Source organism: Mesorhizobium sp. M7A.F.Ca.US.006.01.1.1 (assembly GCF_003997935.1).
In the GTDB taxonomy this organism is placed as follows: Bacteria; Pseudomonadota; Alphaproteobacteria; order Rhizobiales; family Rhizobiaceae; genus Mesorhizobium.
Genome location: NZ_RZQL01000057.1, coordinates 18,516 through 30,174, shown reverse-complemented (window position 1 = coordinate 30,174; position 11,659 = coordinate 18,516). Strand labels below are relative to the sequence as shown.

The 11,659-nt window shown below is 58.9% G+C and carries 10 protein-coding genes and 1 riboswitch; of the genes, 7 read left to right on the top strand and 3 right to left on the bottom strand.

Annotation, left to right across the window (positions count from 1 at the left end; genetic code table 11):
* Window positions 1-346: 346 nt before the first annotated feature.
* From EN943_RS12720 to EN943_RS12710, 3 genes are read right to left on the bottom strand one after another with little or no spacing between them, the layout of a single operon-like run.
* The gene (locus EN943_RS12720; protein WP_063169411.1) at window positions 347-1,402 is read right to left on the bottom strand and encodes a hypothetical protein; all 1,056 of its coding nucleotides are present in this window, start codon (window positions 1,400-1,402) and stop codon (window positions 347-349) included.
* Window positions 1,399-3,465 (bottom strand): hypothetical protein, encoded by a 2,067-nt coding sequence (locus tag EN943_RS12715; RefSeq protein ID WP_063169412.1) that lies wholly within the window; start codon window positions 3,463-3,465, stop codon window positions 1,399-1,401. The genes EN943_RS12720 and EN943_RS12715 overlap by 4 nt, the downstream gene beginning before the upstream one ends.
* Before the next feature lie 2 nt (window positions 3,466-3,467).
* Complete coding sequence (locus EN943_RS12710; RefSeq protein WP_063169413.1) at window positions 3,468-4,805, bottom strand: metallophosphoesterase; 1,338 nt, start codon at window positions 4,803-4,805, stop codon at window positions 3,468-3,470.
* A gap of 491 nt (window positions 4,806-5,296) precedes the next feature.
* Between EN943_RS12710 and EN943_RS12705 the strand changes: the two genes are divergently transcribed.
* From EN943_RS12705 to EN943_RS12670, 7 genes are all read left to right on the top strand, one after another.
* A complete protein-coding gene (locus EN943_RS12705; protein ID WP_082826710.1) occupies window positions 5,297-5,560 on the top strand; it encodes a hypothetical protein in 264 nt (87 codons plus the stop codon).
* 317 nt (window positions 5,561-5,877) lie between these two features.
* A riboswitch (TPP riboswitch) is annotated at window positions 5,878-5,994 on the top strand.
* Between the two features lie 103 nt (window positions 5,995-6,097).
* Window positions 6,098-7,933 carry a phosphomethylpyrimidine synthase ThiC gene (gene thiC / locus EN943_RS12695; RefSeq protein WP_063169414.1) on the top strand — a complete coding sequence of 612 codons (1,836 nt, stop codon included), beginning with the start codon at window positions 6,098-6,100 and terminating at the stop codon, window positions 7,931-7,933.
* Window positions 7,930-8,931, top strand: coding sequence for a glycine oxidase ThiO (gene thiO / locus EN943_RS12690; RefSeq protein WP_063169415.1), 1,002 nt, complete (start codon window positions 7,930-7,932; stop codon window positions 8,929-8,931). The genes thiC and thiO overlap by 4 nt, the downstream gene beginning before the upstream one ends.
* Window positions 8,900-9,097, top strand: a complete 198-nt coding sequence (gene thiS / locus EN943_RS12685) for a sulfur carrier protein ThiS (RefSeq protein WP_024504260.1) — start codon at window positions 8,900-8,902, stop codon at window positions 9,095-9,097. The genes thiO and thiS overlap by 32 nt, the downstream gene beginning before the upstream one ends.
* A gap of 1 nt (window position 9,098) precedes the next feature.
* Window positions 9,099-9,872: a thiazole synthase gene (locus EN943_RS12680; RefSeq protein ID WP_024504259.1), complete on the top strand. Its 774-nt coding sequence runs from the start codon at window positions 9,099-9,101 to the stop codon at window positions 9,870-9,872.
* On the top strand, window positions 9,869-10,474 hold the full coding sequence (locus EN943_RS12675; RefSeq protein ID WP_063169416.1) for a thiamine phosphate synthase: 606 nt from the start codon (window positions 9,869-9,871) through the stop codon (window positions 10,472-10,474). Before EN943_RS12680 ends, EN943_RS12675 begins: the two co-directional genes overlap by 4 nt.
* Window positions 10,465-11,280 carry a hydroxymethylpyrimidine/phosphomethylpyrimidine kinase gene (locus EN943_RS12670; protein ID WP_063169417.1) on the top strand — a complete coding sequence of 272 codons (816 nt, stop codon included), beginning with the start codon at window positions 10,465-10,467 and terminating at the stop codon, window positions 11,278-11,280. The genes EN943_RS12675 and EN943_RS12670 overlap by 10 nt, the downstream gene beginning before the upstream one ends.
* The last annotated feature ends 379 nt before the right edge of the window (window positions 11,281-11,659 follow it).

Below are 11,659 nucleotides of genomic sequence, written 5' to 3'. Positions count from 1 at the left end.
CAAGGGAATCGCAAAACCGAATTGCAGGAAAACAGCGTCCAAATACCGCTAATCCTGCAATTCCAAAGCCGCTATCCGCCTCAATCAACAGGCCAGATCAATGGCTTGCGGATAGTTCACGGCCGACTCACTATTTCTATGCTGAACAGTCTCGCCTGAGTATATGTTTTAGCTAGTCGCTAATTAGACGGAATTCTGCCAGTCTGCATTCCCCCCTGATCTGATGTAGAGCAGCTTCCAAGTGGGAATTAGCCCCCCATCGACCGGATCGGGCGACACGAACATGCGCTGAAGGCTTGGCGGAACGGCTACTGGGACCATGATGCTACTCGAATGCAAGATAGTGTCAGAACGTCCCGGGAAGGCTGCAGGCAGGGGATGTCAGGTCAATCAGCCTATAGATATGATACCGCCCATTCGCTGAGACTTCACGATGGGCATAGGAGGTGGGAATTCTTGCCTTGAGATGGACGCGGCTGTCGGAGCAGGCGAGCACGGCAGCAGCGATGGCCTGAACCTTCGGGCCGCTGACAAAAACGTTCACCACCGCACGCGAGCCGAACCCGTCGAGATACGTCTCGAAAGCATCGAGGTGGGCCATCAGCCCGAAAGCCTGGATGTCGCGAACTTCGCCATCTTCGAGCCGGTGGGTTTCACGTACCTTGGCCACCTGTTGATCGAGCAAAGCATCGATATGCGCATTCTTGTCGCTTCTTGGGACGAGGAGCGAGATCCGTTCCGGACTGACGATATCGATCAATCCGTAGAATACGTCGGCATCTCCTCCGATCCCCACGAGCAGGACTTTCTCTTCGCCCATTCCTCCGCTGCCTTGAAGATGAGGGACGGTGACGTATCGGTCCAAGCCGCTGGAAAAATCCTCTTTGCCGATCGCGTTCCCGTAGATACCTTCGGCGTACCCGAATTCGAGAGACTGAATCGACATTTTCTTGAATGCCACCGCAATCAGCCATTGGATGTAGATTCGCGGCATCGTCGAGCACTCGACGAAAACCTTCCGCAGGCTTCCTTCGTATGAGCCACATGAAGCGGCCATCTGAGTGAGCAGGTGATCGAGGAGATTGATGTTCTTCTGATACTCGATGGAAGGCTCGAGGGTGATCACAGTCACTTCGACGCCCCATCGGGTACCCATAGCGATGAGCTTTCGCCGGTTTTCTTCGACGGCTGGGACGTTCGCTTCCTTCAGAGCAAAGTCCAGAACCACGATCTTGCCGACCTTCAGGTCAAGATGGTTTTCGAACGCGGCGAAACGCGTTTCCCATCCAAGCGCGACGATCGCGATATCTGCCTCCATCGTTTCGCAGGTACCTGCATCTCTCGCCTTCTCGGTGACGGCCAGATGGCCGAAGACTCGATACTCGACAGTTGAAGCGGTCATTCGAGATCGCTCTCGAAAAGCGAGTGCTGGAATTCGGTCTTGAGTGCGGGCCGCGCGACGAGCTCCTTAAACACCGAGTCGGCCCAGTCTTCTGGGAGCCGATGCCTGGTAAAAAGCAGGTCGACCATCCGCGCCGCAGGGATTGTGTTGATTTCGTACGGGCCGCGATAGGAGAACCCGAAGTAAGGTGCAAATCGCCGATGCAATCTGATCATCATCTCCTTCGATGCGGGGTCGGCGCGGTCCACCTCAAAGTTGCCGGCGGCGGAGACCTCCCGGATAAACCCATCCCTTTCCGCCCGACGCAGGACCTCGTCCAGTTTTCCGCTGGGTTGCTCCAGTCGGTTCACCAGCGAGCGCATTTCCTTTAGATCAACCCTGAAAATGCCTCTCTCTGTCGTTCCTAGAGCATTTTCTTCGGCAAACTCTGTCTGGAGGCGAGCGGTCAGGTAACCCAACGCCCGCACCATGCGCACGCTCTCTTCTTCGTACGGATGTGAAAGCGCCTGAAGTCCATCAAGCTTCCGTTGAGAGGCGGCGTTCACAGCCTGTCTCTGCTGTTCGAGATGAATCTGTAAATCCGAGTTGATGAATTCCACCAGTTTTCGTGGATCACTGGAACTCGGAACACTGCGGCGGAAGATCTCTCCCATTATATCAAGGAAATCGCGTATACAGACGTCGCTCAATGATGTGATGATCTGGTGCCCTACGTACGGGTAGTCATGCAGACGCAGCATCTGGCACGCTTTCAGAAAAGCCCATCCCTGTTTCCGGGCGATCGACCTCTTCAGATTTGAAGCATCCGCCTTGCTCATGGGCCGGCGCTTAATTTCCGGGTTCATGAGCGCGAGCGCCAGCCCTTCGGCATAAGGGCGCGCTTTTCGATCAAGAAGGAATTGCTGCTGATCCGCCGTCCTCAAATTCACGGAGAGGAATTCACGTGCTGCATCAGCAAGTGCCACAAGCTCTTCTCTGCCCTCGGAATGACCCGATATGATAACCCGCTCGATGATGTCATTGACGGAAAGCCGCCCCAGCCGGTTTTTGAGCGAAAACGCGCTGAGCGCATCGTTGCGCTCGAGATCACTCCGCAGATGGTCAGGAAGCGCATAGTACAGCCGAAGCGACGACACGTTCTCGCACAGCGTGGCGAACTCCCTCGGATCGACTGAATCAAGATTCTCGACGTCCCGGTCAGCATTCGAGAGCGACTGGCCGGGTATGATCGTCCGGATCGTGTCGTAGAGGCCGCCGATGTAGGCGAGGACCCATTTCACGTTGCCGCGCGTCTTTCTCACCAAGGTGTTCAGGAACTGCTGTTGGAGCGGTGTCAGTGCTTCACAGTCGTCAATCAGTATCTTGAAGAAGGGCGCCCTGTCACCGGCGAAAGATGGGCCATTTAAAAGTGGAGTGATCGCGGTCGCGACCTTGTTAATGATCGCGCCAGGGTCTGTTGCTCTGAAGCCGGTCGCTCCGGCATCGGCGGCAAAGAAGAACGCGTTGAAGCATTCGTCGACGTACCGGGTTATCCCACCCCGCAGCTCATCGATGCTGAAGAAGTCGAGACGGGCAGGTTGGGGTATGAAGTGCAGCACTTCGCGATGCAGTGCCAGGGCGACGTCCCTATCTTCGGAGGCCCGGTATTTCAAGTGGCCGTCGCGTCTGAGCTGGCCGATGCTCTCGAGCAGGCGTTCGACTATCTTCAGCTCCAGATAGTGAGAGAAGATTACGAATTGCCGCGGGATCACGGCGGCCGTGTCGAAGCGTATCCGCTCCGGAATGAGGTTCAGAACGGCGTTGTCGATTAGGGGCGAGAATGTCTCATTGAGCTGGAAGAAGACGCCATACCAAGCGAGCTTGCCGACTTGGTCCGAGAGACTTTTGTCTTCAAGAATATGGACTGTGGAAAGCGAGCGAAGAATGCTGGTCTTGCCGCTGCCTCTCGTCCCTGCGACGAAGACCGGCTTGGCGGCGGCAGAAATCAACGCCGACTTCTGACTGAACCACAGTATCGGGCGGCTTTCGTACTCGATCCTGTTGGGGCCGAACGGATTCTCCATCGCTATTCGTCCCTTACCTTAATGCGCCAAGCCGAGTTTGCCTTGGTGAGGCCGTCTATCTCGATGAAGCGCGCCGCTTGGAGCATCAGAAGAGAGTCTTCCAGATCTAGCCCGAGCTCGGCGGAGGCAGCAATCTCAGTGATCTCGTCCCAGAAGAGTAACCCATTCCCGCGCCTGGTGGCATGGTCGCGCAGTCGGCGCAGCAGGTCAAACGTGTCGTTGTTCAGAAAGGCCTTGCCGTTGGACATGGTCGAAATAAAGCAATGTTCGCCTTCCATGACCGTCCCGTCGGCGACATTGGTGCGGTAGGGTATAAGTCGGATGCCGACGAGCTCTCCCTGATCGGTCGTGAAGAAGACGAGCTCATTGAAACCTGACTGTATCTCTGGTGCTGAGATGCAGATCAATTTGCCGTCCGGAAACCTTGGATCGTTGACGATCTCGACCGGATCAGCATGTATGTGTCCATGCAGGTAGACGATAGGCTTGTTGCCCTGCAGCAGCTGAGTTCTGACAAATCCGCTGTTGAGCATCTCCGCGTATGGCGTAATGCGCGGAGTCTTTTGTGGCAGCAGATTGTGATGGCCGATTATGATGCCGTAACGCATGTCGGGCTGCTGGAGCAATTCCTGTAGGCCTGCAAGCATCTCACGCGAGATGTATGGCGTGTCCATCTGACCGTAATACTCGTCGTCGGACGCCTCCTTGTCTGGATCGCTGGGAGGTGTCGCGGGCGAATGTCCCGAGATGTCCGGCGAGCCGAGATCTAGAGGCTCTGTAGAAGGACTGAGTGCCTCGAGACGATCACGAAGGAACGCGGGAAGGTTTTGAAGCTCCCAACTGCCTATCGCTGTGTTGACGAGGATGAAGTTTGCGCCTGCGGATCCTGTCGGAAGTCTGAAGTGCACGGGTTGGTCCACGGGAACGGTCTGCCAACCCAAGCGGGCGGCTAAACTCGCCATTTCGCTGAATTTCTCAGTCGGTCCAAGTTCGCGCGCGTCATCACGGTTCACATCGTGATTTCCCGGTACGAATATCAACGGAAGCGCCTTTGAACTGCGTCCCTGTGCGCGGCAGAGCAACGTGAAATGCTGGAATGCCGAAGCAATGAAGGTCTTGTCGCCACGGCTCGTGAAATCCCCCATGAAGGCGATCGAATCCAAGGGCTTCGAAGTCGTCAGCCGCCGAAGTTTCGTCAAGACGGCACGCAGCGAAGACGCGCGTAGCTTCTGCGTTATTTTCGGAGCGAACTTGCTATCCTTGGCATCGATGTTGCTAGAGGAAGGATGCCAGTCCGGATAGTGAATATCGCCTACTTGAAGGATTCGCACCCGCCGCATAACTCGCCCCCCTGCCGAGAGCCATAGACTAATCCGTTCGCTTTTGCCAAGCGCGAACGATCATCCGCAGTGTCCTTAACGAGGTAGCCTGCACTTTTCGAGAATTGCCACGGCGGCTATTTTTCGGCTGTGAAGCACACGAGACCCGTGACGTGAGACCCAGTTGCTCAATGCCCAGTTGCTCAATGAGCTTTCTTACGAATAAGGGAGAATTTCCGCGGCCGGACTATCTCTGAGCGAGCGTGCATGACTGCCAACGGAAGGTCTTGCACGCACCCTTGCGATCTTGAGCAATGGTCGCCATGACTTTCTTCTTGCAGGCTTTTGAGTGGCCCAGCCTGCGATCACCAGACCCCACCGATTCTAAAGAGCGTGGCAGATGGGATAGTCGAGGTTGCCCGTGCACAGTCACGCTCAGGGCTTGCGCCGCCCAGAGGACACGCTGAAAAGGCAGATTGGGGCGCAAGCACGCCATTCACGAGAGGTTCGACATGAAGACCATGCAAGAAAAAGACATTCCGGCATTCGTACAAGCAGTTGTGGACGCCGGCTGCAAAATTTGCGCGATTGGCAACTTGGGATACGTCTTTGGCGATGCTGATTTCACGCCAGCGCAACGGAGGGCCGTCGAGCCACAGCTGCGTAGGATTGCTGAAATCTACGGCGAACGCGATCATCTCATGAACGAGATAGCTGTATATCTGCGGTCGATCGGACGCCATGTCGAGGTTGAGCCGAAGACAGGTATTTCCTGATGGCCGTGATCGCGAGAAGCCGTCTTCCAACCTCTGAATCCTAAAGGAGGTGACCCCCAAGGCCGTTCGTCACCTTCGACCAGAATAACCACATCCGTGACCGCCTGAGCTACTTGGTCGATACGCGCACATGGCCAATACAGTTTCTCCATCCTTCACGAAGCGAATGAGGCTTTGGCCATTCAGCCCCGGTCTACGGGGCGTGACTTGTCCCCGATGCATGCGCGAGCTCTCCGCCCGGCTGGCCGCCGGTCGTCGCCACCGGCCGAAGGCGCCCGAATGCGCTTGACAAGATAGCGTCAGCCCGTTCAACCTAAGGCATTCACCAGGGGAGTCCCGGCAAGGGGCTGAGATACTGCTGGCTTTCGCGGCGCAGTGACCCGTTGAACCTGATCCAGTTCATACTGGCGTAGGGACGGTGCAAGCGCTTTGCGGGAGTTTACGCCCGAGGTCCTGTTGCAGCAGGTCTACAGAAGCGTCTTTTCATCCTTCCGGCACAGAACTGGGTCTCCAATGCATGAGCAAAGGAGCCTCACGATGAATGCCCTCACCCCCGCCGTATCGACGGGACCACTGCCCGCCTCGCGGAAAATCCACAAGCCCGGCGTCCTCTACCCGCAGATCAGGGTGCCGATGCGCGAGATTTCCGTCCATCCGACGGCCGGCGAACCGCCCGTCACCGTCTACGATCCGTCCGGCCCCTACACCGATCCATCAGTCGAAACCAGCATCGAAAAAGGCCTTGCCCGGCTTCGCCACGAATGGGTCACGGCGCGTGGCGATGTCGAAGCCTATGACGGCCGCCACGTCCGGCCGGAAGACAATGGATTCGCCACCGGCGAGCGCCTGACACCGGAATTTCCGATACGCAATCGGCCGCTCAAGGCCAAGCAGGGCAAGGCGGTGACCCAACTTGCCTATGCGCGCGCCGGCATCATCACGCCAGAAATGGAGTTCGTAGCCATCCGCGAGAATCTCGGCCGCGAGGTGATGCGCGGCAAGCTGCAACGCGACGGCGAAGCCTTCGGCGCGGCGATCCCAGATTTCGTCACACCCGAATTCGTGCGCGACGAGGTGGCGCGCGGGCGCGCAATCATTCCCGCCAACATCAATCATCCCGAGAGCGAGCCGATGATCATCGGTCGCAATTTTCTGGTCAAGATCAACGCCAACATCGGTAACTCGGCTGTCACATCGTCGATGGCCGAAGAGGTCGAAAAAATGGTCTGGGCTATCCGCTGGGGCGCGGACACGGTGATGGACCTGTCGACCGGCCGCAACATCCACAACATCCGCGACTGGATCGTGCGCAATGCGCCGGTGCCGATCGGTACGGTGCCGCTCTATCAGGCGCTGGAAAAGGTCAACGGCATCGCCGAGGATCTGAACTGGGAGGTCTACCGCGACACGCTGATCGAGCAGGCCGAGCAAGGCGTCGACTATTTCACCATCCACGCCGGCGTGCGGCTGCACTACATCCCGCTGACCGTCGACCGGGTCACGGGCATCGTCTCGCGCGGCGGCTCGATCATGGCCAAATGGTGCCTGCACCATCACCGGGAGAGCTTCCTCTACGAGCATTTCGAGGAGATCTGCGACATCGCCAGAGCCTATGACGTCTCCTTCTCGCTCGGCGACGGCCTTCGTCCCGGTTCAATCGCCGATGCGAACGACGCGGCGCAATTCGCCGAACTGGAAACACTTGGAGAACTCACCAAGATTGCCTGGGCAAAGGACTGCCAGGTGATGATCGAAGGCCCGGGCCATGTCCCCATGCACAAGATCAAGCAGAACATGGACAAGCAGCTCGCAGTGTGCGGTGAGGCGCCGTTCTACACGTTGGGGCCGCTGACGACCGACATCGCGCCGGGCTATGACCACATCACCTCAGGGATAGGTGCCGCCATGATAGGCTGGTTCGGCACCGCAATGCTTTGCTACGTCACGCCGAAAGAGCATCTCGGCCTTCCCGACCGCAACGACGTCAAGATTGGCGTGATCACCTACAAGATAGCCGCCCATGCAGCCGATCTGGCGAAGGGCCATCCGGCAGCGAAAACCAGGGATGATGCCCTTTCGCGCGCGCGCTTCGAGTTCCGCTGGGAGGACCAGTTCAACCTGTCGCTCGACCCCGAAACCGCACGGTCCTTCCACGACCAGACCTTGCCCAAGGAGGCGCACAAGCTGGCACATTTTTGTTCGATGTGCGGGCCGAAATTCTGCTCCATGCGCATTTCCCACGACATCCGTGCCGAGGCCCAGAAGGAAGGCATGGCGGCAATGGCGGCAAAATACCGGGAGGGCGGCGATCTCTACATGCAGGCGGACGAGACTGGCGTACCGGTCGTGCCAGAGGCTCCCAAACCATCATGAGGGTGCTCGTCAAAGGGGCCGGCGTTGCCGGCCTCACCGTCGCTTTCGAACTCGCCGCCCGCGGCGCGACGGTCACCGTCGCCGAGATGCGGCATGGCCTTGGTGGCAACGCGTCGTGGTTCGCCGGCGGCATGCTGGCGCCATGGTGCGAGCGCGAAAGCGCGGAGCAGCCGGTGCTGGATCTCGGACGCGATGCTGCCGACTGGTGGGATGCGGTGCTGTCGGGTCAGGTGACACGGGCCGGGACATTGGTCGTGGCCGCGCCGCGTGATGCCGGTGAGCTTGACCGGTTCGCCAGTCGCACGTCAGGGCATCGGCGCGTCGATGAAAACGAAATTGCGCTCCTGGAACCCGACCTCGCCGGCCGCTTCCGGCGTGGATTGCTCTTCCCCGACGAGGCTCACCTCGACCCACGCCCGGCGATGGCGGCACTTCATGACAAGCTTGCGACCATGGGTGTCAAATTCCACTTCGGCTGCGACGCCCGGCCTGTTTCGGGATTCGCCCGTCAGATAGACTGCATGGGAATGGCAGCGGCCGATGACAGGCTGCGCGGTGTTCGCGGCGAAATGCTGATCCTTCGCACGCCTGATGTCTCGCTGTCGCGGCCGGTCCGTTTGCTTCATCCACGCTTTCCGCTTTATGCCGTGCCGCGCACCGATCACCGTTTCATGATCGGAGCGACGATGATTGAAAGCCAGAGCGCCGGACCGGTGACGGCGCGTTCCATGATGGAGCTGCTGGGCGCCGCCCATGCCCTCCATCCGGCCTTTGGTGAGGCCGAGATCGTTGAAACCGGTGTGGGTGTCCGTCCGGCATTTCCCGACAATTTGCCACGCGTCGAAACAGACGGTGAGATCATCGCGATCAACGGTCTTTATCGTCACGGTTTTCTCCTCGCCCCCGCCATGGCGCGCCAGGCTGCCGACCTGGTTTTCAGTCAAGACAGAACCAAGGAGCATGCTCATGAAACTGATGGTCAACGGCGAGGCGCGTGAGATTGCCGCCACCACGCTGGCCGAGTTGCTTGCCGCGCTCGACTATGAGGGCGATTGGCTCGCCACCGCCGTCAACAGCGACCTCGTGCACAAAGCCAACCGCGCGGAGTTCCAGTTGAGCGACGGCGACCGGATCGAAATCCTCTCGCCCATGCAGGGCGGCTAGCATGTTGGAGCTTTATGGAACCGAGCTTTCGTCGCGCCTGCTTCTCGGCACGGCTCAGTATCCTTCGCCGGCCATCCTTGCCGATGCAGTCAAGGCATCGGGCACGTCGGTGGTGACCGTCTCGTTGCGGCGTGAGATGGCGGGCGGTAGGGCCGGCGAACAATTCTGGTCGTTGATCCGCTCGCTGGGCGCCAGAACCCTGCCCAATACCGCCGGCTGCCTCTCCGTCAAGGAAGCCGTCACCACCGCGAAAATGGCGCGCGAGGTCTTCGGCACCAACTGGATCAAGCTCGAAGTGATCGGCAATCACGACACGCTACAGCCGGATGTGTTCGGTCTGGTTGAAGCCGCCCGCATCCTGTGCGAGGACGGCTTTGCGGTATTCCCCTATACCACCGACGATCTCGTTGTCGCCGAGCGGCTGCTGGAAGCGGGCTGCAAGGTCCTGATGCCGTGGTGCGCACCGATCGGTTCCGCCTTGGGACCGGTCAACATGACGGCGCTGCGCTCGATGCGCGGATATTTCCCTGGCGTCCCGCTGATTGTGGATGCGGGGCTCGGACGGCCGTCGCACGCGGCCACCGTCATGGAACTCGGCTTTGACGCCGTGCTCCTGAACACAGCGGTCGCCAAGGCGGCAGATCCGGTCGGCATGGCGCGTGCTTTCGGTAAGGCGGTCGACGCCGGTCGTGAGGCGTTCAGTTCGGGAATGCTCGAACCGCGCGACGTCGCCGTGCCATCGACACCGATGGTCGGCAGGGCCGTTTTTTCATGAAGCTCGATCCCTTCTACCTGATCGTCGACAGCGCCGCCTGGATCGAAAGGTTGGCGCCGCTCGGCGTCAAGCTGATTCAGCTTCGCATCAAAACCATGGATGAAACCGGGCTGCGCGCGGAGATCCGCAAGTCGAAGGCCTGGTGTGTCCAACACAAAAGCCAGCTCATCATCAATGATTATTGGCGCCTGGCAATCGAGGAAGGCTGCGATTTCGTGCATCTGGGCCAGGAGGATTTGCAAACGGCCGACCTCTCGAGGATACGGGCAGCGGGCGTCAGGCTCGGATTGAGCACGCATGATCATGTCGAGCTGGAAACGGCCATGTTTGCCGAGCCCGACTATGTCGCGCTCGGTCCGATCTATCCCACCACTTTGAAGAAAATGAAGTGGGCACCGCAAGGGCTAGAGCGGATCAGCGAGTGGAAGCGGCGGGTGGCGCCGATCCCATTGGTCGCCATCGGCGGCCTCAACCCCGACCGCCTCGACGGCGTCTTTGAGGCCGGCGCCAACAGCGCCGCAGTGGTCACGGACATCACGTTGAGCTTCGACCCCGAAGCGCGCACGCGAGAATGGATCGAAAAGACGGACCGATGGCGATGAGACGAGAACCGCATGTGCTTGTCGTTGGCGGATCAGATTCCAGCGGGGGTGCTGGAATAGCACGCGACATCGAGACGATCTCTGCCGTTGGCGTGCGCACCTGTCTCGCCGTCACAGCGCTAACGGTGCAAACGCACGACGCCGTGATCGAAATCCATCATTCGCCACCCAGCATGGTGGCCAATCAGATGTGTGCCGCGCTACAGGCCAACGACGTAGCCACAATCAAGATCGGCATGCTGGCGACTGCCAAGATCATTGTTGCCGTTGCCGCAGTGCTGCGCAAATTTCCGCAAGTGCCGGCAGTACTCGACCCTGTGCTGGCCTCCACCTCAGGCCGCGCACTTCTGGAAGCAGGCGCTATCGCTGCCATGAAGCGCGATTTGATGCCGCTTTGCTGCATTGTCACGCCCAACCTTCCTGAACTGGCGCTCCTTACTGGTTCCGAACCGGCTTCGGATGAGGACGGTGCGCTCCAACAAGGACAAAGACTGCAGGCCGTCGGCCCTCAGGCCCTGCTGATCAAGGGTGGGCACGCGTCGGGTCCCCGATCGGCCGATATTCTGTTACGCTCCGATCATGAACCCATCCACTTCGACACGCCGCGCCTTGCTATATCGATGCGCGGAACAGGTTGCATGCTGGCCAGCGCGATTGCGGCGCATCTGGCGAAGGCGAAGTCGCTCGAAGATAGCGTGCGCGAAGGCAAGCTGTTTGTGTTCGAGAAGCTTCAGAAATGCCGGCTGAATAATCACAACGTTCTGCGTCCAGCCAAGCAGACCCATTTTCCAGAATTTTTCCAGTAGCGAGACTGGAGGGCTACTGCTTCTCTATGCCATCCTTACAACGCGTTGAGTTCCACTGTGCCGTCCAGAATTATCTGTCGTTGTCCAGAATTAAGCCGGGCTTAGAACTGAAACGAACCCGCCGAAAGGTACGAGCGGCCCTCACTCGATAAGGGTTACCAAACCTATTCCTGTGGGCTACCAATCCGCGTGGTGGGTGGCCTTAGGTTACCAATCAGTGTGGCGTCCGGAATTATCTGCCTCTCTCCGGAATTAAGCCGAGATTAGAAGATCGGTGCGGTATTGCGCCCGGTCAAACCGTGTCGATTTGCGGCGTAGCCGACGTGTCTCACGCTTGGCGGCGTCGCACGCTGGTCCCGATTGTCGCCCGAATATCTGC